Origin of the sequence: Mycobacterium sp. SMC-19 (genome assembly GCF_045310815.1) — a bacterium.
GTDB lineage: Bacteria > Actinomycetota > Actinomycetes > Mycobacteriales > Mycobacteriaceae > Mycobacterium.
Genome location: NZ_JBJIAM010000004.1, coordinates 171,909 through 193,276, shown reverse-complemented (window position 1 = coordinate 193,276; position 21,368 = coordinate 171,909). Strand labels below are relative to the sequence as shown.

Annotated in this window: 17 protein-coding genes; 7 read left to right on the top strand and 10 right to left on the bottom strand. The window is 68.3% G+C overall.

The features are described 5' to 3' along the window. Positions 1 to 105: 105 nt before the first annotated feature. The 3 genes from ACJH5R_RS10990 to ACJH5R_RS10980 all read right to left on the bottom strand — a co-directional run bounded on the left by ACJH5R_RS10990 (position 106) and on the right by ACJH5R_RS10980 (position 4,305). Positions 106 to 1,164, bottom strand: coding sequence for a DUF1942 domain-containing protein (locus ACJH5R_RS10990; RefSeq protein ID WP_406758252.1), 1,059 nt, complete (start codon positions 1,162 to 1,164; stop codon positions 106 to 108). Positions 1,165 to 1,274: 110 nt separating this feature from the next. After that, positions 1,275 to 3,038, bottom strand: a complete 1,764-nt coding sequence (locus ACJH5R_RS10985) for a serine/threonine-protein kinase (protein ID WP_406758253.1) — start codon at positions 3,036 to 3,038, stop codon at positions 1,275 to 1,277. A 154-nt stretch (positions 3,039 to 3,192) separates the two neighbouring features. After that, positions 3,193 to 4,305 carry a 1,4-beta-xylanase gene (locus ACJH5R_RS10980; RefSeq protein WP_406758254.1) on the bottom strand — a complete coding sequence of 371 codons (1,113 nt, stop codon included), beginning with the start codon at positions 4,303 to 4,305 and terminating at the stop codon, positions 3,193 to 3,195. 112 nt (positions 4,306 to 4,417) lie between these two features. Here ACJH5R_RS10980 and ACJH5R_RS10975 point away from each other — a divergent pair, with 112 nt between their 5' ends. After that, positions 4,418 to 5,254, top strand: a complete 837-nt coding sequence (locus tag ACJH5R_RS10975) for an SDR family oxidoreductase (RefSeq protein ID WP_406781951.1) — start codon at positions 4,418 to 4,420, stop codon at positions 5,252 to 5,254. A 48-nt stretch (positions 5,255 to 5,302) separates the two neighbouring features. Further along, entirely contained in the window at positions 5,303 to 6,883 is a 1,581-nt protein-coding gene (locus tag ACJH5R_RS10970; RefSeq protein WP_406781950.1) for an AMP-binding protein, read from the top strand. On the opposite strand, the gene ACJH5R_RS10965 is transcribed toward ACJH5R_RS10970, so the two are convergent. Next, positions 6,874 to 7,584, bottom strand: coding sequence for an ankryin (locus tag ACJH5R_RS10965; RefSeq protein ID WP_406781949.1), 711 nt, complete (start codon positions 7,582 to 7,584; stop codon positions 6,874 to 6,876). The genes ACJH5R_RS10970 and ACJH5R_RS10965 overlap by 10 nt on opposite strands. A 136-nt stretch (positions 7,585 to 7,720) precedes the next feature. Between ACJH5R_RS10965 and ACJH5R_RS10960 the strand changes: the two genes are divergently transcribed. Genes ACJH5R_RS10960 through ACJH5R_RS10950 form a run of 3 tightly spaced genes read left to right on the top strand, consistent with a single transcriptional unit; the run spans position 7,721 to position 13,076 of the window. Next, positions 7,721 to 10,072: a Tex family protein gene (locus ACJH5R_RS10960; RefSeq protein ID WP_406781948.1), complete on the top strand. Its 2,352-nt coding sequence runs from the start codon at positions 7,721 to 7,723 to the stop codon at positions 10,070 to 10,072. A gap of 6 nt (positions 10,073 to 10,078) precedes the next feature. After that, entirely contained in the window at positions 10,079 to 11,461 is a 1,383-nt protein-coding gene (locus ACJH5R_RS10955) for an FAD-binding oxidoreductase (protein WP_406781947.1), read from the top strand. 55 nt (positions 11,462 to 11,516) lie between these two features. Next, positions 11,517 to 13,076: an acetolactate synthase large subunit gene (locus tag ACJH5R_RS10950; protein ID WP_406781946.1), complete on the top strand. Its 1,560-nt coding sequence runs from the start codon at positions 11,517 to 11,519 to the stop codon at positions 13,074 to 13,076. Between the two features lie 10 nt (positions 13,077 to 13,086). On the opposite strand, the gene ACJH5R_RS10945 is transcribed toward ACJH5R_RS10950, so the two are convergent. The 3 genes from ACJH5R_RS10945 to ACJH5R_RS10935 form a co-directional block, all read right to left on the bottom strand. Beyond that, positions 13,087 to 13,746: a cutinase family protein gene (locus tag ACJH5R_RS10945; RefSeq protein WP_406758261.1), complete on the bottom strand. Its 660-nt coding sequence runs from the start codon at positions 13,744 to 13,746 to the stop codon at positions 13,087 to 13,089. 92 nt (positions 13,747 to 13,838) lie between these two features. Continuing rightward, a complete protein-coding gene (locus ACJH5R_RS10940; RefSeq protein ID WP_406758262.1) occupies positions 13,839 to 14,513 on the bottom strand; it encodes a cutinase family protein in 675 nt (224 codons plus the stop codon). Between the two features lie 179 nt (positions 14,514 to 14,692). Next, on the bottom strand, positions 14,693 to 15,919 hold the full coding sequence (locus ACJH5R_RS10935) for an MFS transporter (protein ID WP_406781945.1): 1,227 nt from the start codon (positions 15,917 to 15,919) through the stop codon (positions 14,693 to 14,695). 151 nt (positions 15,920 to 16,070) lie between these two features. Here ACJH5R_RS10935 and ACJH5R_RS10930 point away from each other — a divergent pair, with 151 nt between their 5' ends. Then, on the top strand, positions 16,071 to 17,594 hold the full coding sequence (locus ACJH5R_RS10930) for an Hsp70 family protein (RefSeq protein WP_406781944.1): 1,524 nt from the start codon (positions 16,071 to 16,073) through the stop codon (positions 17,592 to 17,594). Here the strand turns inward: ACJH5R_RS10930 and ACJH5R_RS10925 are convergent. Then, entirely contained in the window at positions 17,591 to 18,667 is a 1,077-nt protein-coding gene (locus ACJH5R_RS10925) for an SAM-dependent methyltransferase (protein ID WP_406758265.1), read from the bottom strand. The genes ACJH5R_RS10930 and ACJH5R_RS10925 overlap by 4 nt on opposite strands. A gap of 83 nt (positions 18,668 to 18,750) precedes the next feature. Between ACJH5R_RS10925 and ACJH5R_RS10920 the strand changes: the two genes are divergently transcribed. Further along, on the top strand, positions 18,751 to 19,467 hold the full coding sequence (locus tag ACJH5R_RS10920; protein WP_406781943.1) for an SHOCT domain-containing protein: 717 nt from the start codon (positions 18,751 to 18,753) through the stop codon (positions 19,465 to 19,467). Between the two features lie 178 nt (positions 19,468 to 19,645). On the opposite strand, the gene ACJH5R_RS10915 is transcribed toward ACJH5R_RS10920, so the two are convergent. Beyond that, positions 19,646 to 20,278, bottom strand: coding sequence for an MBL fold metallo-hydrolase (locus tag ACJH5R_RS10915; RefSeq protein WP_406781942.1), 633 nt, complete (start codon positions 20,276 to 20,278; stop codon positions 19,646 to 19,648). After that, positions 20,275 to 21,360: an S-(hydroxymethyl)mycothiol dehydrogenase gene (locus tag ACJH5R_RS10910; protein WP_406781941.1), complete on the bottom strand. Its 1,086-nt coding sequence runs from the start codon at positions 21,358 to 21,360 to the stop codon at positions 20,275 to 20,277. The genes ACJH5R_RS10915 and ACJH5R_RS10910 overlap by 4 nt, the downstream gene beginning before the upstream one ends. Positions 21,361 to 21,368: the final 8 nt, after the last annotated feature.

The following is a 21,368-nucleotide window of genomic DNA, read 5'->3' as shown; positions in this document are numbered from 1 at the left end:
CTCAAGTACTTCCATCGTAGCGGGCCGGGTACCACGCTACCCAGGAACGAGTCCGGCCCGACCTCGCGGTAGCAGAGGCCGGGCCGGACTGGCGATGAACTTCGGTCAGTTCGACGTGGTCGAGGTGCTCGCGCCGCTGGCGGCGGGGGTACCGGGGGTGCCGGCCGGAAGCGGCGTGCCCTGGTTTCCGGCGGCAGCCGACGTGGTGCCTTCCGAACCGGTGCCCGCCGTGCCCGTCGTACCGGTCGCTTCCGTTGTCGACGCGCCCGGCGCCTCCGCGGGAAGCGGCGTACCCGAGCTGCCGGCGGCAGCCGATGCCTCGGACTGGGTCGGCGTACCCGGGGTCTGTTGCGAGGACGGCGCCGGGCCGCCGGCCGGAGTCGACGCTTCCGCGCTGCCCGCGCCGGCCTGGGTCTGCGAACCCGACGTGCCCGTGGCGCCCGGAACCTCCGAACCGGTGGCAGCGGCCGGAGTGCCGCCGGCCTCGGCCGGCAACGGGGTGCCCTGACTGCTCGCGGGCAGCGGGGTGCCCTGGCTACCGGCGGCAGCCGGCGTGGTCTCGGTAGCGGCCGGGGCGCCCTGGGCGCCCGGCTGGGCAGGCTTGGTGCCGGTGGCCGCCGGACCGGAGGCCCGCTGCGAACCGGTGGCCGCCGGACCCGACGAACCGCCGGCCGGCGTGGTCGGCGCGGCGGGGGTCCAGACCAGCAGATCCTGACCGGCGCCCTGGTAGACCGCGCTGTTGGGCACGTCGCCGGTGACGTCGAAGTAGACCTTGCCGCTGGTCTTCTGGCCCTGAGCCAGGTTGGCCGGGTTCACGCCCTGCGCGCTGGCCACGGTGAACAGGGCCGGGTAGGTCTGACCGCTTGCTGAGCGCGCGCCGAGGTTGGCGATCACCGGGGTGACGTTGCCCTGGATGGCCACGTCGGTGGCGGTGGCCTCCCACAGGGTGCCGCGCGGCTGGTAGGGGATGGCGTCGGAGCTGGGGCGCAGGTCACTGACGGTCCAGCCCTGGATGACACCGCCGTTCTCCACGGTGCCCTGGGTGCCGATCGGGTGGGTCGAGGGTGCGGCGTCGCCGGCGTCCGCACTGGCGGTCGCGGCGGTGACGGCTCCGGCTGCGGCCAACGCGCCCGCGGCTGCCACGGCAGTTGTGAAGAACTTCATTATGGGCTGACTCCTCGGTTCGACTGATCTCGAAGGTGATGCAGTGACTCCAGGAGGAAAAGCCTAACGGATTTGACAGCTGCGTTTGTTCGGCTCTCAAGGATCGATGCTCAGGAGTGCGAACTCCACCACGCGTAGAACTGCTCCAGTGTGGGTGTGCTGCGCTCGGTCCGCAGGGAGCCGATCACCAGGTTGGCGTCGTTGGTCCACACCAGCACGGGTGACCCCTGTCGGGTGCCGCACAGCAGCGTTCCGGCCGTTTTGTCCGGGCTGGCGGTGCGGTGCCAGGCGCCCGGCGACTGGATTCGGCCCGGACAGTTGACCACGGTGGTGGCCTGCACCGTGTTGTCGAAGCTCTGGCGCAGCGAGCTGGCATCGGAGAACAGTGCGTAGGTCGCCGTGGGCGGGCCGTCGACGTCGGTGTTGCGGCCGCACGTCACCTCGGCGATCGCCCCGCCCGACGGTGTGGTCGATGTGCAGGTGTCCTGCGGGTAGCCCGAGGGCAGCAGCTTGAACAGACGGGCCTGCGCCTCGGCCGACGACACGGTCGTGGTGGGCTGCGTCGCCCCCGCGGCGGACCGCGAGGTGTCGGTGTCGCCGGCCAGGTCGTCGGAACCCGATCGGTTCGTCATCCAGACGATCAACCCGACGACGATGACCAGCGCCGCTCCGATCCGCAGCAGCAGCTTGCGCTTGGCGGGATCGTTATACGGGCGTAGTCGGCGTGTCGAACTGAACCAGTCGTCGGCGGCCGTCGAAACCCGGGACTGACCCGGCTGCTCGGTCGGGCGGGCGGCGGTCACGGGCGCGGGAATCGGGTCGGGCTGGGCCGGCGGGGCGGCCGGTCGGCTCGGTTGCGGCTCGGGCACCGGCGGCGCCTCGTGCACCGGGGCTGGTGGAACCTCGGCCGCCGCGGCCGGCTCGGAAGGCGGCACCTCGGTCGGCACCCCCGGCGGTGTGCTTTGTTGTGACTGCTCGATCAACGGCGGGGTGGACTGCTGGCTGGTCTCATAGATCTGCAGGGTCCGGTGCTGATCGGGCGCGCTGAGCGCCTGATAGGCCGCGGTTGCGAGCTCCGCGGCGCTGGCATAACGCTCGTGGGGGTCCTTGGCCATACCTTTGGCGACTACTTCGTCCAAGGCGGCGGGGATGGTCGCCCCGGCGTAGCTGGGCCGCGGAATCGGTTTGGTTTGATGTGCATTGGCCAGCATCTTGAGGCTGTCGGCCCGGTATGGCGGCGATCCTGTCACGCACTGATAGAGCACGCATGCCAGCGCATAGACGTCGACAGCCGGTCCGAAGTCACTGCCGGAGAACAACTCCGGTGCCGCGTACTTCCAGCGGGCACCCGCATTCTCGGCGTCGGCCGCGTCGGCTCCGGGAGCGCCGGCCAACCCGAAATCCACCAGATAGACGAAGTCATCACTGGTCAGCAGAATGTTGCGCGGCTTGACACCGCGGTGGATCACCCCGACGCTGTGCGCGGCGTCCAGGGCCGACGCTGCCTGCCACACGACGTTCACCGCACGCGACGGGGGTAGTGCGCCGTGGCGCTTCAACAGTGCGGCCAGATCGGCACCGGCTACCAGAGGCATATCGATGAACACTTGGCCGTCGAGCTCGCCGTAGTCGCGAACCGGGACCACATGAGGCTCCTGCACCCGCCCAACGACCAGCGCCTCACGCTGCAGCCACTCGCGAAAAGCCGGATTCCCGCCTAACGCCGGCGCCAGCAGTTTGAGCGCGGCGGTGCGGTCCTTATGGGTGTCGACCGCCTCGTAGACCTCGCCGGTGGTGCCGCGCCCCAGCAGCCGTTTGAGGAGATAGCGCCCCACCCGTGACCCAGCCCGCGAACCCGACGCGGTCTCGCTCATCACCGACTCCTCACGGAAACCCATGAACCCCGGTCACCGAACTGCGTGCCCGACGACATTGCCGCTAATGATTTCATCACTGAACCGCGCCGCTATCAGCCGGTAGCGTTAACATCGCTGGATTCATGCGGCGGCTTGCCAGGTAGGTGGCTGGTCAGCGGCCGGTGAGGTTGCTGATCGTCATGATCTCCAGATTCCGGTACGCGCGACCGGTGGGCTGCACCAGATCGTGGAACCAGGTCTGCGGCTCGGCGGTGTAGGGGTTGTCCCAGGAGTCCCACGGCAGGTAGGTCTGGGTTCGCCCGGCGACGAAGCCCCAGTTGTAGGCGCCCACATTGTGGCGCTTCATGATCGGCAGAATCCCGTCGATGGTGTTGCCGCGGGTACGAGCCAGATATTCGGTGCACATCATCGGCCGGCCCAGGGGCGCCAGTTCGGCGATGCGCTCACTGAACGTCGCCGGCTTGTCGTAGGAGTGGAACGTGATGACGTCGGAGCTGCCCAGTTGGGTGTTGACGATCGTGCTGCCCTGACGCGAGCCCTCCCAGATCCCACTGGTCAACGGCTGACGGGCATCGACCGACCGGGCCCAATTGAACACCTGGGGCAGCAGGTCACTGATGTAATCCAGCTTGTCCGACCGTTCGACGGCGCTGTATTCGCGGGCCATGTTGTCCGGCTCGTTCCACAGGTCCCAGGCCAGGATCCGTTCGTCGTACCGGAACTGGGTCATCACACCGGTGACGTAGTCATGCAGGGTGCGGTAGTAGCTGCGGTCCCCGAGCCGGTCGGCGCCGGGGCTCTGCACCCATCGTGAATTGTGGATGCCGACTCGCGGTGCCGGCTGTGGTCCGGCCTTGGGGTGCGGGTCCCAGCAGGAATCGAACAGCACGAACATCGGCTTGATGCGGTGGCGCGCGGCGACGGCCACGAACTGGCCCAGCCGGTACTGGAAGCCCCGCTGATCGGCGGCCCACAGCTGGTCGTGCAGGAACACCCGCACGGTGTTGAAGCCTGCCGATCGGGCCCAGCCCAACTCGGAGTCGATCCGCCGCAGATCGAAGGTGCCCGGCTGAAACATCTCGAGCTGGTTGACCGCGGTGGAGGTGATGTAGTTGGAGCCGACCGGCCAACCCTGCGCCTGATACCAGCGGTTCACCCGGTCGATCGACCAGCGGCCGGGGTCCGCGCCGGCGAGTGGGAGCCGGCTCAACGTGGGACCCGCCGCCAGCAGAAGGGGGAGCCCCAGTGCCGTTCGACGCTTCACGAAGTGACCATAGCCTCCGGACCCGTTACCGGGCGTTCGAACGCGCCGCCTGTCGGCGAGCAAATCGGGCGGTGGCAACTGAGGTGACCGCGGCCACCTAAACTGGCCGACTATGTCGCAGCACCTGCAGGACAAAGTCGTCGTCATCACCGGTGCCGGCGGTGGTTTCGGCAAACTGATCGCCGAGAAGTGCGCCGCCGCCGGAGCCCGCGTTGTCGGCGTCGACATCGGTGCCGAGAACCTCGCGGCGGTCTTCGACGGAATCCGCGACGCTGGGCTGTCCGGCACCTATCAGGTGGCCGACGTCACCGACATCGATCAGGTGAAGGCCGCCGTGCAGCACGCGGTGCAGACCTTCGGCGCGGTGGACGTCATCGTCAACAACGCCGGTGTGATGCCGCTGGCCTATTTCGCCGATCACGAGAAGGCCTGGCAGCAGTGGCACCGGGCGATCGACATCAACATCAAGGGTGTGGTGAACGGCATTTCGGCCGTCTACGACCAGATGATCGCCCAAGGCCGCGGCCACGTCGTCAACATCTCGTCGATCTACGGCAACGCCGGCGTGGCCGGCTCGGGGGTCTACAGCGCGACCAAGGCCGCGGTCGCCGTCCTCTCGGACTCGCTGCGCAGCGAGGCGAAGGGAAAGATCAAGGTCACCACGGTCAAGCCGACCGGTGTTCTGGGCACCAACCTCGGCAGAGGCGTGGTCAACGGCGCCGCGATCATGGGGATCGTCGGAAGCCGCGGTGAGAGCTACATGCGGTCGGTCACCGCGTTCGCCGAGGGCACCCTGGAACCCGAGCAGACCGACGTCGACTCGGTGAAGTACTGGCTGATCACCCCCGAAGACCTCGCCGAAGCGGTGGTGCACGTCATCGACCAGCCCTGGGGCATCAGTATCAGTGACATCACCGTGCGAGCGAGCGGCGAAGACTATATCTACTGATATCTACTGATATCGAACGAAGTCGACCGATCGGGGGCGGTAAGCGAGATGTCTTCCGACACCGCCTGGAATTCACCGGCTTACACCGCCGCTGAAGCCGCTCGCTATCACGCGGTCGGCTGGTGGTCGCAGGCCACGCTCTCCGATGCGGTGCGCCGCAACGCCCAGCAATTGCCCGCCCGGGACGCCTACGTGGATTATCTCGGTGCGGGCATGACCTGGCAGGAATTCGACACCGCGGCGCAGGAGTTGGCGGCACGTTTGGCAGGTACCGGTGTACGCCCCGGAGACCGGATCGCGGTGTGGCATCGCGATTCCGTGGGGATCCATGTGCTGTTCGTGGCGATCGAGCGCTGCGGGGCGATCGTGGTCGGAATCGGTGCACGGGCTGGACTGCGTGAGGTGGCCGCGATCCTGGCCGCATCGCAGGCCCAGCTGCTGATCACCGACGAGCAGCGGCACGCCGCGGCCGGCGGTCTCGAGATCGAGACGCGCAGTATCGATGAGCTACGGTTGGCCACCGAAATCGGTGTACCTGGACCGCAACTCGGCCCCGATGATGTCTTTCTGATCAACTCCACCTCCGGTACCACCGGGCTGCCCAAGTGCGTGGTGCACACCCAGAATCGCTGGCATTACTTTCACCAGCTGGCCGTCGCCAACGGGCAGCTGAGCTCCGACGACGTCTTCCTGCCGATCATTCCCACTCCGTTCGGCTTCGGTCTCTGGACCAGCCATACCAGCCCGATCCACCTCGGCACCACGGCGATCCTGCTGGACCGCTTCACTGCGGCCGCGACATGCGCTGCGATAGCGCGGCACCGGGTCACCGTATTGTGCTGTGTCAGCACTCAATTGACCATGATGATGGCAGATGCTGCCAGCCGCGAGTTCGATTTGAGTTCCTTGCGGGTGGTTTTCACCGGCGGGGAGGCGTTGCCCTACCGGCCGGCCGCGGAGTTCGAGGAGCTCACCGGAGCCAAGATCCTGCAGTTCTACGGCTCCAACGAAACCGGGGTGCTCAGCGCCACCACGCTCGACGACTCGTTGGAGCGTCGGCTGCGGACCGGCGGGCGAATCGTCCCGGAGATGGCGGTCCGGCTCTTCGGTGGAGAGCACGGCAACACCGACGTGACCGACACCGGCCGGGGGCAGCCCGCCTGCCGAGGGCCGGCCACCAGCCTCGGCTACCTCAACGGGGTCGATCACGACAAGCTGTTCACCGTCGACGGCTGGATGCGAATGGGGGACATCTGCGAGATCGACGCCGACGGCTACCTGAGCGTCACCGGCCGGACGTCGGATTTCATTCTGCGCGGCGGCAAGAACATCAGCGCCGCCCAGGTTGAAGACGCGGTGATGACCCATCCGGCGATCGCGGTGGCGGCCGCGGTGCCGATGCGCGACGAGGTGTTCGGTGAGAAGGTCTGCGTCTACGTTGAACTCGCCGATGCGGCACGCGCGGGGACACGCACCCTTGAGTTGGCCGAACTCGTCGAGCACCTACTGGCGCTCGAGGTGTCCAAAGAGCTGTTGCCGGAACGTCTTGTCGTGATCGACGAGTTGCCGCGCTCATCCGGCGGCAAGATCGCCAAGGGGAAGTTACGCGAGATCAGTGGCTATTCGTAGCCCTCGTAGACCTGTGATGGGCCATCGGCCGTGATGCGATAGCCGACTGTTGCTACGTGCACATCACCGACCGGATCGAGTTCTCGGTAGCCGCCGAACAGTTCGATGTCGTTGTCGCGCAGGCCGACCCGGAATCCTCCCCACAGGTAGGGCACCGGGAACCACAGTTGCCGTCCGGGCAGCTCATGCAGCACTTCGACCGGGGGATAGCGCAGCATCTGGCGCAGGTCACCACCCCGGAACAGGTGTTGGATCAGGTCGTCGATCACGGCGGTGAGCTGGAAGTTGAGCGCGTCAACCCGGCCTCGGTCCAGCGGCGCCGGCGGAGGTCTCAGCACTTCCAGCAGTTCGGGGGGCCGTTGGTGTTCGACGGCGAGGTCATAAGCGGTGCGGCCGGCGGCGTCTGGTTGTGAGCGCAGTGCGCCCTGCTCGATCAGCCAGGACGCGATGTCTGCAGACGCGCCGTGCCAGCCGGCCTGATGCAGCACGGTCAGCCAGGTCTTGCCCCCGGGCCGCCAGGCCTTTACATCGACTACGTGATCGCCGCGGTCGAGTTCACGGATCACCGTGCTCCACTTGCCCCGCTTGGCCACGTCGGCCAGATACAACGCGGCCTGCGCCTGCCGGTTGCCGAGCAGCGAACGGTCCATCACCCCCGGCCACAGCGGGGCGTTGTTACGGATCTCGGCGTAGGTCGTCACGGTGTCATCTTCTCGCGGTTCGGGCCGCGATACCTGAGCTCGCGGCTATGGATCTGGTCGGCATCCAGGTAGCACGGCGGGTGTACGCCGTGCCGCCCCCAGGAATCGTCAGCGGCGTTCGGTAGGGTCCGTCGGCGTGACCGCGAACGTGACCCTCAAACCGGTGAATGCCCGCTTAGCCGACGAACTGGAAGTAGCCGAACGACAGGTCGCGGCCGCCGTCGCGCTGCTCGACGAGGGGGCGACGGTGCCGTTCATCGCCCGCTACCGCAAAGAGGTCACCGGCAGCCTCGATGACGGCCAGCTGCGCACCCTGGAAGAGCGGCTGCGCTACCTGCGCGAGCTCGACGACCGGCGGGCCGCGGTGCTGTCCTCGATCGAGGAACAGGGCAAGCTCACCGACGAGCTCAAGGCCGCGCTGCTGTCGGCCGACACCAAGGCCCGCGTCGAGGACATCTACCTGCCCTACAAGCCCAAGCGCCGCACCAAGGCGCAGATCGCGCGCGAGGCGGGCCTGGAGCCGCTGGCTGACCGGCTGCTGGCTGACCCCGCACTGGACCCGGGGCAGCTCGCGTCGGAGTACACCGGTGAGGAGGTCGCCGACGCGGCAGCCGCGCTGGAGGGTGCCCGCGCGATTCTGGTCGAACGTGCCGCCGAGGACGCCGAGCTGGTGGGTGCGATCCGGGAGAAGTTCTGGTCGGCGGGCTCGCTGCGGACTATGCCTCGCTCTGAAGATGCCGCGAAAAGTGCTGCGGCACAAAAATTCCGGGACTACTTCGAGTTCAGCGAAGCACTGGAGACCATGCCGTCGCACCGGGTGCTGGCCGTGTTGCGCGGTGAGAAGGAGGACGCCCTGGCGCTGGCCTTCGACGGCGGCGACAACGAGCCCTACCAGGCGATGGTCGCCAGGTCTCTCGGTGTGGACATGACCGCACCGGGTCAGGCCACGCCCTGGCTGGCCGACACCGTGCGGTGGGCATGGGACACCAGGCTGGCGTTCTCGGCAGCAGTCGACGCCCGGATGCGCTTGCGCCAGCGTGCAGAGCAGGACGCGGTCGCGGTGTTCGCCAAGAACCTCAAAGACCTGCTGTTGGCGGCGCCGGCGGGCAACCGCACCACACTCGGCCTCGACCCGGGCTTTCGCACCGGGGTGAAGGTCGCCGTCGTCGACGGCACCGGCAAGGTCGTCGACACCTGCGCGATCTTCCCGCACCAACCGCAAAAGCAGTGGGACCAGGCCAAGGCGGCGCTGGCCGCACTGGTCGCTCGCCACGGGGTGGACTTGATCGCCGTCGGCAATGGCACCGCGTCGCGGGAGACCGATGCCCTGGCCGCCGAGTTGATCGCCGACCTCAAGAGCGTCGGCGCTCCCGCACCGACCAAGGCGATGGTCAGCGAGGCCGGCGCGTCGGTGTACTCGGCGTCGGCCTACGCCGCGCACGAGCTTCCCGATCTGGACGTCACGCTGCGCGGGGCGGTGTCGATCGCACGGCGGCTGCAGGATCCCCTGGCCGAGCTGGTCAAGATCGAACCGAAGTCCATCGGCGTCGGCCAGTACCAGCACGACGTGACACCGGGAACCCTGGCGCGCAGCCTCGACGCGGTGGTCGAAGACGCGGTGAACGCCGTGGGCGTCGACCTCAACACCGCCTCGGCGCCGCTGCTGGCCAAGGTGTCGGGGGTGTCGGAGTCGTTGGCCGAAGCCATCGTGGCGCACCGCGACCACACCGGGCCCTTCCGCAATCGCGCCGCCCTGCTTGACGTGCCGCGCTTGGGGCCCAAGGCATTCGAACAGTGCGCCGGGTTCTTGCGCATCCGGGACGGCGACGACCCGCTGGACTCCTCGGGCGTGCACCCCGAGGCATACCCGGTGGTCCGGCGGATCCTGGACCGTTCGGGAGTGTCGCTGGCCGAGATCATCGGCGACGAGCGAGTGCTGCGGTCGCTGAAACCCGGCGACTTCGCCGACGACCGGTTCGGCGTCCCGACCGTGACCGACATCCTCGCCGAGCTGGAGAAGCCGGGACGCGACCCGCGACCGGCGTTCTCCACGGCGACCTTCGCCGCGGGAGTGGAGAAGGTGGGCGACCTCAAGGTGGGCATGGTCTTGGAGGGAGTGGTGACCAATGTCGCGGCCTTCGGCGCCTTCGTTGACGTCGGCGTGCACCAGGACGGTCTGGTGCACGTCTCGGCGATGGCAGACCGCTTCATCTCCGACCCGCACGAGGTGGTCAAGTCCGGCCAGGTGGTGAAGGTGAAGGTCGTCGACGTCGACGTCGACCGCCAGCGCATCGGGCTGACCCTGCGGCTGGGGGACAAGCCGGCGGACAAGCCCGCTCGCGGCCCGGCGGCCAAACCGGCTGCGCGTGGTGACAACGCGAAGCAGAATCGTGGGCGGCGTCCCGGTAACAGTGCCGGGCGCCGGGACGCGGCACCGGCAGGCGGATCGATGGCTCAGGCATTACGTGACGCCGGATTTGGAAAGTAGGGACGGATGGCCACGCTAGACAGCGATCTCGCGCAGAAGTTCACTGACATCGTCGGAGCAGGTGGACTGCTCAGCGGTGAGCAGATCGGCCCCGACTACGCGCATGACGAGGCGCTGGTCGGAGCGCCGGTGATGCCGAGCTACGTGGCCCGCCCGCAGACCGCCGAGCAGGTCGCGGCGCTGCTGGCCGCGGCAACCGAAGCCAAGGTTCCGGTGACCGCCCGCGGATCAGGCACCGGTATGTCGGCCGGCGCGCGGCCGTGCGCCGACGGTCTGCTGATCTCCTTCGAGCGGATGAACGCGATCCTGGAGATCGATACCGACAATCAGGTTGCTGTGGTGCAGCCGGGCGTGACGTTGGCCGACCTCGACACCGCGACGGCCGAGGCGGGGCTGATGTACACCGTCTTCCCCGGGGAGCTGTCCGCCAGTGTCGGAGGCAACGTCGGCACCAATGCCGGTGGTATGCGCGCGGTCAAGTACGGGGTGACGCGGCACAACGTGCTGGGCCTGCAGGCTGCGTTGCCGACCGGCGAGCTGATCCGCACCGGCGGCCGAATCACCAAGCTGTCCACCGGTTATGACCTGACCCAGCTGATCATCGGGTCGGAGGGCACCTGCGCGCTGGCCACCGAGGTCACCGTGCGGCTCTACCCACGGCTCGGGCACTCCGCCACGTTGTTGGCGCCGTTCTGCGATCTGCCCGCGGTGATGCGTGCGGTGCCGGCGGTGGTGCGCAGCGGGGTGGACCCGGTGATTCTCGAATACGTCGACAAGCTCACCCTGGCCGCGATCAGCTACTCGCAGAACCTGAACCTGGGCATCCCCGACGCGGTGCGTGAGACCGCCGAGGCCTACCTGGTGGTGGGGGTGGAGAACCGTGACCGTGCGCGCCTCGACGACGACGTGGCCATGGTGGGCGAACTGCTGGCCTCACTCGGCGCCGACGATGTCTATGTGCTGGAAGGCAATTCAGCGCATGCCTTGATCGAGGCCCGCGAGAAGGCGTTCTGGACGGCCAAGGCCGCCGGTGCCCACGACGTCATCGACGTTGTGGTCCCGCGGGCCGAGATGCACCAGTTCCTGACCAAGGCAAAAGAATTGGCCCAGGACGTGGGTGCCGGTGTGGTCGGCTGCGGACACGCCGGTGACGGCAACGTCCACTTGGCGGTGTTCTGCGCCGACGACGAGGTCCGTCACCGGCTGCTGCACGACATCTTCGCGGCCGCGATGGCTCTCGGCGGCGCCATCTCCGGTGAGCACGGCCTGGGACGGGTCAAGACGCAGCATTTCCTGGAGCTCGAGGACCCGGTCAAGATCGCCCTGATGCGCCGGATCAAGGACGCTTTCGACCCCGCCGGGATCCTCAATCCCGGCGTGCTTCTATAGGCAGCAGATCGCGCGCGTCCCGCATATTTAGGTGCTCGGCAAGAAAGGCAGTCACATGACCAACGGAGCACAGGCCCTGATCGCCACCTTGGTCGACAGCGGGGTGCAGGTCTGCTTCGCCAACCCCGGTACTTCCGAGATGCATTTCGTGGCCGCCTTGGACTCGGTGCCGCAGATGCGCGGGGTGCTGTGTTTGTTCGAAGGTGTGGTGACCGGCGCCGCCGACGGGTACGCCCGGGTGGCCGCTAAGCCGGCTGCCACGCTGCTGCACCTGGGGCCCGGCCTGGGTAATGGCCTGGCCAATCTGCATAACGCCCGCCGCGCGCACGTGCCGGTGGTCAACGTCATCGGCGACCACGCCACCTACCACAAGAAGTACGACGCGCCGCTGGAATCCGACATCGAACCGCTGACCGATTGGACTCACGGCTGGGTGCGCCGCACCAACTCCGGTGATGACGTCGGTCGCGATGCCGCCGAAGCGGTCGCGGAGTCGATGTCCAGCCCGGCGCAGGTGGCCAACCTGATTCTGCCCGCCGACATCTCGTGGGAGGACGGCGCGCAGGCGGCCGGGCCCGTCGACCCGGTCCCCGCTGCTGCCCCCGACGCACAGGCCGTCGCCGATGTCGCCGCCGTGCTGGGCAGCGGTGAGCCGGTGGCGATCCTGATCGGCGGGCCCGCCGTCGCCGATGTGCGCGCTCTGGAGGCCACCGACCGGATCGTTGCCGCAACCGGGGCTCGGGCTCTGGTGGAGACCTTCCCAGCCCGGCTCGTCCGCGGCGCCGGGGTTCCCGCGATCGACCGGCTCGGCTACCTGGCCGAGCAGGCCGCCTTCCAACTCGACGGCATCAAGCACCTGGTGGTGGCCGGCACCCGCGCGCCGGTGTCGTTCTTCGCCTACCCCGGCAAGGCCAGCGACCTGGTTCCCGACGGCTGTGTCGTGCACAACCTGGCCGGGCTGGAGACCGACGTGGTGGCCGCACTGGAGCAGCTGGCCGAAGCGGTGGCCGCCGGCGTGCAGCCGCGTCCGGCACCCGCAGCCCGCCCCGAGCTCCCGACCGGTCAGCTCACCCCGCAGAACTGGGTGCAGGTGATCGGGGCACTGCTGCCCGACAACGCGATCATCTCCGACGAATCCAACACCTCGGGCCTGATGCTGCCCGCGGCCACCGCCGGGGCACCACGCCACGACGTGCTCACGCTCACCGGCGGGGCGATCGGGCAGGGTCTGCCGGTCGCGCTGGGGGCGGCCGTGGCCGCACCGGACCGGCCGGTGATCGCGCTGCAAGCCGACGGCAGCGCGGCCTACACCATCTCCGCGTTGTGGACGATGGCGCGCGAGAACCTGAACGTGACCACGGTGCTGATCAACAACAGCTCGTACGCGATCCTGCGGCTGGAGCTGGCTCGGGTGGGCGCCGAAGGTGGTGGCCCGAAAGCAAACGATCTACTGGACCTGTCGCGGCCGAATATGGACTTCGCGAAGATCGCCGAGGGATTCGGGGTGCCGGCCACGGTGGCCACCACCTGCGAGGAGCTTGCCGAACAGTTCCGGCGCGCCGTCGCCGAGCCGGGGCCGCATCTGATCGATGCGCGGATCCCGACGCTGTTCTGACCGCTTCGGCCTAGTTGACGCTCTGGCCGGCCGTGACCCGGCTCGCCACGAACGTCGCGGCCTCCACGGTCTTGCCGTCCTGCACGTACATCAGGTGCGGGACGACGCTGCCGCTGTCCTCGCAGTAGATGTCGCCTGTCAGGCAGAAGTCGATGGCCTTCGGGCGGTAGGACGAGGCGAGCACCGGCAGGGGGCCACCCCACAACGACGTGGAGTACGGGCTCGACGGCGGGCCGAACAGTGCCACCGCGACCACGTGGTTGGCGACCGCAGCGGGCAGCGCATTGCTGGACATCGCGATGACGCTGGCGCCCTGGGAGTAGCCGCCGAGCACCAGCTTGGTCTTGGGGCAGTTGGCGACCGTGCCCTGAATGTGGGCGGTGGCGTCACTCTCACCGAGGACCGCGCTGTTGCGGTAGTCGGTGCTCGCCGGGTACTCGACCGGATAGACGTTGACGTTCAGGCCTGCCAGCTGCTCCTGCAGGGACCCGACGAAAGCCTCACCGACGTCACCGAGTCCGACGGGCTGACCGGAGCCGCGGGCGAACACCACTTCGGCATCCGGGCACGGCTCTGCGGTTGCGGCGGGCAGGCCCACCGGCGCGGCCACCAGTGTTCCGGTGAGCATCACCGCGGCGGCGAAGGCGCGAACAGTGTTACGCAAACTCATCCTTGAATGCTGACATGTCCCGCCTTTGCCACTGGTCTGCGGGTCGCGAATCAGCAAACCGCAAAGTCGGCCGTGCGGAACGAACACAGTGGTTAGAGCCGGTTTGCCGCGTAGGCGGCGCCCTCGTCCGCGATGCCGTCGTAGGCGCCGGGGGCGTGCGCGGAGAAGTTCAGTCCTTCGGAGCAGACCGGGTCTTCGGGCGCACACAGCTGGATGGTCTTGGCGGTGTATGCCGGGCCGATGGCCAACGGCGGCTGGCCGAGGAAGTTCATCGCCCGCTCGTTCGGGGTTCCGAAGAGCACCACGGCCGCGACGTGATCCGCGACCTCCGGGGGCATCGGCCGTGGTATATCGACCCCTTCGACCCCGTCTGGGATGACGCTGGCGGTGGCGAAGCCCATCACCGCGGCGCCCTGCGAGAAGCCGCCGAGCACCATCTTGGTCTTGGGGCAATTGGCCGCCGTGGCCTCGATGTGGGTGGTGGCGTCGCGGATGCCCTGAATGCCTGTCGGCCAGTCATTGGTGGCCGGGTAGTCGATGGCGTAGGCGTCCACGGGCCGCTCGGGCAATCGGGCCCGCAGCGAGTTGACGAATGATTGCCCGGTCTCGCCCAAGCCAGGTACCTCATCGGTACCTCTAGCAAACAAAACTTGGACATCAGGACAGGGCTCCGCGAAGGCGGGGGGAGGGGTGGCGGCGGTGCTGTGCAGCAGCCAAGTCAGGGCCAGAACAACACCGAGGGAACGAAGGATCCGACGTGGGTTCACCGGTACATGGTGGCACAAGAAGCGCCTCGTGTGCAGCAGACACCCCAGGCAGTGAATATATTCGGCGGTTGCTGACCGACTGTTGTGGTGCATGCTGAGTGGCTCATGTCGAAGATCTGAGTCACAACTGAGATCGGCGCCCATGCAGCCTCCGGTTACCGGTCGATGGCCGTCGGGTGTCAGCGAGATGAGGGCCGGAGATTGCCTCCCGAGCAAACTTTGGAGGCCCCCGCGACAGTGAGTGCGAGCAGTTGAATCCCCAGGATCGACACGATCAGCGCGTCGACGGACATGTCGTACAGCCAACCGGTCAGCACTCCACCCGCCGCGGCGGCCGCGCCCAGCCCGGCGGCGAACACCCCATAGGCACTGGCTCGACGCCCAGGGGCAACCAAGTCGGCGACCACGGCACGCAGCGTCGACTCCTGGATGCCCACCGCAGCACCCCACAGCAGCGCCCCGACCACCACCGCGGCGACGCTGCCGGAGAAGGCGAACACCGCGACCGCAGCCGACAGAATCGGGAGTGCGAGCACGACGTTGCCGCCGAACCGGTCGTAGCACCACCCCGAGGCGAGCGCCGCCAGTGCGTCGGCGCCCATGGCTGCCGCATAGAGCACCGGGACCGCGGCGGCCGGCAGTAAACCGTGGGTGACCAGGTGAAACGACACCAAGCCGAAGGTCGCGAAACCGGTCATCGTAAGCGCGATGAAACCGCAGTACCGCCAGAAGGCCACCGGCAACTGCCCGGCCTCGCCGCGCGCCGGCTGGGCCGGCGCCGGCGCAAAGCGCTCGTAGTCCCGGGGGTCCGGGACTCGCAGCCGCAGCCAGACCAGCAGCGCCAGCGTCGCGGCACCGGGCAACGCCAGCACCCCCAGCGCCGGGGCGTAGTCGCCGCCGGTGAGCGCCAACACCCCGGCCACCGTCAACGGACCGATCACCGCACCGACCTGGTCGAGCGCCTCATGCACGGCGAAGCCGCGGCCGCGGCCGGTGACACTGGTCGCGTGCGACAACAAGGTGTCCTTGGCGGGGCTGCGGACCGCCTTGCCGACCCGCTCGGCGATCACCAATGCGCAGGCGACCCAGAGCGTGCCGGCTACACCGAGCAGTGGCACGGTGAGCACCGTCAGGGCGTATCCAGCAATAGTCCAGGCCCAGAAGTGTTGGGTCCGATCGGCCAGCGGCCCCGACACCAGTCGCAGGCCCAGCGCGGCGGCCTCCCCGATTCCAGTCACCGTGCCGACCACCAGGCCGGTCGCGCCGAATGACGCCAGCAGGGGCCCGGTGATGGAACGGGCGCTCTCATAGACGAAATCGGCCAGCAGACTGACGGTGCCGAACACCGTGACGAACCGCCAGGCACTCAACGCCGGGCGGGATGCACCGTGGCTCGGCGCCCGCATAGGACCAGATGCTAGGCGCCGGAAGTAGGCCTCAGTGCGACTTCTCCGCCGCACCAACAGCGCTGCAATACCGGGTATATCGGACATTCATCGATAAAATTGCGCGGACCGGTGCGCTCTGACCACCGGATGACACCGTGGATGGGACAGCATGGCGCAAGAGACAGGCCCCGCGTTGGGGATGTCCGTCGGGGCGACCACATTGGCGGCGGTGACCGCCGATCGCGCGATCACCCGTCGGCCCGTGCTGACGTTGTTCCGGGATCGGCCATCCCAAATCGGCATGCCCTCGGAGAATTCCGCGGTGAGTTCCGAACTGCACGACCGCGGACTGGTGGTCACCGACTTCGTTGACCGCGTCGGTGGTGGTGGGCCGGTGGTGGCCAGCGACGGATCTACCCACCGCGCCGAGCAATTGCTTGCTGACGGCTTGCATGCCTTGGCCTACGCGGTGACCGAGGGACGTCCGATACCGCCCGCAGTGGCGGTTACCTATCCTGCGCACTGGTCACGCGACGCCGTCGGCGCGCTGCGCACCGCGCTGGGACGGGTCTCGGAGTGGGCGCAGCATCCGGTGTCGCTGATCTCCGATACGACGGCGGCTTTGACTGCGTTGCAAGCGAATCCGGGTCTACCAGACCACGGGATCATCGCGGTGTGCGACTTCGGGGGCAGTGGAACCAACGTCACTCTCGTCGACGCCGGCCGCGGCTTCGAACCGATCGGCTCCACCCGGCGCAGCACCGTCTTTTCCGGAGACGTGATCGACCAGGCGCTGTTGGACCACGTGGTTGCCGATCTCGGTGGTAACGACGACGGGCCGCCGACGGTGGGGTCGCTGACCCGGCTGCGCAGCCAGTGCCGGGACGCCAAGGAACAGCTGTCATCTGAGACGGTGGCCGAACTCGCGGGCTTCCACGGCGGCGTGTGGTTGACCCGCGTAGAACTTGACGAGGCCCTGCGTCAGCCGCTGGAGGGCTTTTTCACGGTCCTGCAGAACATCTTGGACGACAACGAGATTCTTCCCGATGCGCTCTCGGCGATCGTGTCGGTCGGTGGCGGGGCGAACATGCCGACGGTCACGACTGGTTTGTCACAACGCTTCGGGGTCGCCGTAATCAGCTCGCCACGACCACAGTTGACGGCCGCCATCGGCGCTGCGCTGAGTGTCGCCGGCAATGTGGTGGCCATCCCGAAGAAGACCCCGCCGCCGGCGGCACCGACACAGTTCCCCGAGTCGGCCCCGCCGCCCGAGCACGTCCCGCCGCCGCCCGCCGAAAGCGTCCCGGATGCGGGGCCGCAACCGTTGGTGACCCCTCCGCCGGCTCGTCCGGCTCCTCCTGCGCCGCGCCAGCCCGCCACACCGGAACCTGAGGTAATCGGCGGGGGCGGCGGGGAATGGTATCGACGGCCGGTCCCGGTGGTGATCCTGGCTGCGCTGGTCGCGATGTTGCTGGGCACGATTGCCGTGCTGGTGCTGCGGCATGCTGCCGACAGCGGGACGGGCTCCAGCGTGCTGACCACGGTGTCGACGACGACCACCACCACCTCGCCGTCGCCGACGTTCGAGCCGCCACCGGCGTCCGCGCCCAGCCCCGAACCCCTTGCGCCGACCCTGCCGGAGGTTCCGGAGAATCCGGCTCCGGAATCCACGGAGAACCCGGTCAGCCCCTAACGCTGCTTGGCGAGGACGATCAGCGCGAGCGGAATCTGCACCTGCTGCGGATTGCTCGCGAGCCTGGCGGCTACGCCGGCTTCCAGGTGACGCACGAAGTCGGGCGCACGCGGATCGTCGGGGCCGCCGGTCAACGCGGCGGCCAGGGTGGGGAAGACGGCGGCGCTGACAAAGGCCGCCCAATGGGTGCCGAGCGCGACCGCATCGCCGTCGAGCAGGTATCGGTCCCAGAACCGGTCCTCGGCGTCGAACACCTCCAGTCGCTCTATCGTCAGCGACTCGAACCGGCCGGCTGGGGCGAACGGTGCCCGAAGTTCCTTCTCGCTGCGGCCGAGCACCGGGATCGCCATGCGCGCGACCTCGGCACGGGTCAGTCCGCCCTCGCGCACCTGCTCCTCGAGAACCGCCACGATCGCGTCGAGCAGGGGCCGGTAGCCCGAACGGCCCGCGGCATCGACGGCTGCGGTCAACACCAGCAGCTTGCCGCCGGGACTCAGTTCTCGGCCGCGGAACGCCACGAAGTCATGCCAATCCTGGGCGGCCTGGCGTGCGTAGGCGCGGCGCGCGGCGTCGTCGTCGCTGTGTTCGACATGGACGTGGTCGGCGAATTCGGGTAGCTCCCCTGCGGGCCGGCGCAGCCACATGGTGGCCCAGGATGTCCAGCCCAGGGTGACGCTCTGCGACGGCAGGATCTGGGCGTAGAACGACCGGCCTATCGCCGAGGGGAAGCTGGCGGTGTCCTTGCGGAGGTAGCTGTCGGGATCCTCAGCCAGCGTGGTGAACAGCGCGGTGAAGTCGTTGTCCGGCAGGTCGGTGTGGGTGACCAACACGGCATGGTCGGCCCGGGTGCGTCGGCGGAAGGCAGCGATGGCGGCACCGATCGGGAGCAGTGAGTTGTAGCCGGTGGCGGCGCCGTAGTCGGCGACGACGATCGGACGCGGCGCGGCCGGCAGCGGTACGGTCGCCGCGAGCTGTTCGAACACGCCGGTGGCGTGGGCCAGCCCGGCGGCCTGCAACCGGCTCGAGGGAGCGCCGCCGGGCTCGGGGCGGACCACGATGCTCGACTCTGGCATGGGCACCTCCGACCCCGGGCGGACCGTCATCGATATCACCACCGACGGTAGCGGTATCGGCAATCCGTGGCACACTTCCGTGGGTGAGCGCGCAGCGTGCGATCGGGCGCATTCCGGTCGTGGTGGCGGCCGGCCTGATGACCGTCGGGGTGATCGGTTTCGTGGTTGCGTTGATTCTCAACGTCTTTGTGCTGGACCGCTATGACGCCTACGGCGAGGTGCCGATTCCGGGCGAGGGCCGGGTGCATCTGCCGGCGGGCGAGGTGACGGTGAATCTGCACACCCGGGTCATCTCCAGTCCCACCGGTGGCGGGCTGCCGGTCCCGCCGATCAGCATCACGGTGACGCCACCGGATGGCGCGCCCGACCCGGAGTTCCAGGAGAGCATCGGGATGACCACCACGGTCAACAACGACGCGCGGCGGCGGTTGTGGCGGATCTACGTGGCCGAGGCCGGCGACTACCAGGTCGCCACCGACGGGCAGGTCGGCGCCTACATCGCTCCGCGACTGGCGTTCGGAAAGCCCGCCGGCCACTCGACGCTGCTCTGGGTGTTTCCGGTGATTTTCGTGCTGGGGCTGGTGGATCTGATCGCAGGCCGATTGTTGGCGGCCCGCCGCGGCCGCCACCCGGTGGGGACGGTGGTCAGCGGAGCGGAGACCAGTCGCGACCGGTTCGTTCCCGAGGGTGAAGGCATCCGTATCGAGCAGCTCAAAACCATAACGGCGCTGCGTGATTCCGGAGCGCTGACCGAGAAGGAGTTCGCCGAAGAGAAACGGCGCATCCTGCGCGGGCACTGAGCTCAGTGGCCGGGCTGGATTGGCCCCTTCCTCCTCGCGCTCGTTCCTCGCCGCGCATCGTCAGTGGCCGGGCTCGATTGGCCCCTTCCTCCGCACCGCTCGTTCCTCGCCGCGCATCGTCAGTGGCCGGGCTCGATTGGCCCCTTCCTCCGCACCGCTCGTTCCTCGCGGTGCATCGTCAGTGGCCGCGCGCCACCCACTCGTCGTAGTGGACCAGCTCGTCACCGATGCGCGTGCTGTCGCCGTGTCCGGTGTAAACGACCGTGTCGGCGGGCAGTTCGCCGAGCCGCCCGGAGATCGACTCCAGAATCGTCGGGAAGTCCGAGAAAGAGCGTCCGGTCGCCCCCGGGCCACCGCAGAACAGTGTGTCGCCGCTGAATACCGCGCCCAGGTCTGGTGCATGCCAGCACACCGAGCCCGGTGAGTGGCCGGGTGTGTGCAGCGCCCGCAACTCCAAGCCTCCGACAGTGAGCGTGTCGCCATCGGCTACGGACCGAAAGTCGCTGTCCGGGTGCGTCATCTGCCACAGCATGTCGTCGCCGGGGTGCAGCAGCACCGGCGCGTCGAGCGCTCGGCCCAGCTCGGGTGCCACGGTGATGTGGTCGTTGTGCCCGTGCGTACACACCACCGCCACCACGTTGCGCCCGCCGACGGCTTCGACGATCGGTGCCGCGTCGTGGGCTGCGTCGAAGACCACCACATCGGAATCGTCACCGACGATCCAGATGTTGTTGTCGACTTCCCAACTGCCGCCGTCGAGTTCGAATGTGCCGTGCGTGATGACCCGCTGGATCTGGCCGCCGGAGGTCATAGCATCACCACCGACCGCAGTACCTCGCCTCCGTGCATCCGATGGAACGCCTTCTCGACATCGTTCAGCCCGATGCGTTCGGAGACGAACTTGTCCAGCGGAAGCCGGCCCTGTAGGTAAAGGCTGATCAGGGTGGGGAAGTCGCGCTCGGGCAGGCAGTCGCCGTACCACGAGGACTTCAGCGAACCGCCGCGGGAGAAGAAGTCGATCAGCGGCATCTCCAGTTGCATATCCGGAGTCGGAACTCCCACCAGCACAACGGTTCCGGCCAGATCCCGCGCATAGAAGGCCTGCTTCCAGGTCTCCGGGCGGCCGACCGCGTCGATCACCACGTCGGCACCGAAACCGTCGGTGAGATCCTGGATGGTCTCCACCGGGTCGAGTTCGCGGGCGTTGATGGTGTGAGTGGCGCCGAATTCACGCGCCCAGTTCAGCTTGGTGTTGTCGGTGTCGACCGCGATGATGCGCTGGGCACCGACCAGGGCCGCGCCGGCGATCGCGGCGTCGCCCACGCCGCCGCACCCGATCACCGCGACGGTGTCGTCGCGGGTGACGGCGCCGGTGTTGATCGCGGCGCCCAGACCGGCCATCACGCCGCAGCCCAACAGTCCGGCCACCGCGGGGTCAGCACTCGGATCGACCTTGGTGCACTGACCTTCGTGGACCAGGGTCTTGTCGGCGAACGCCCCGATGCCCAGGGCCGGGGTGAGTTCGGTGCCGTCGGTCAGGGTCATCGGAACCGAGGCGTTGAAGGTGTCGAAGCACAGGTGCGGGCGACCGCGCTTGCAGGCGCGGCACTGTCCGCATACGGCGCGCCAGTTCAGGATCACGAAGTCGCCGGGCGCGACCGCGGTGACCGCCGATCCCACCGACTCGACGGTGCCGGAGGCCTCGTGGCCCAGCAGGAACGGGTAGCTGTCGTTGATACCGCCGTCGCGGTAGGTCAGGTCCGTGTGGCACACCCCGCAGGCCGTGATGGCGACGACGACGTCGTTGGCACCGGGCTCGGGAATGACGATGTCGGTCACCTCGACCGGCTTGCCCTTTTCACGGGAGATCACACCGCGCACTGTCTGGCTCATGGGGTCAC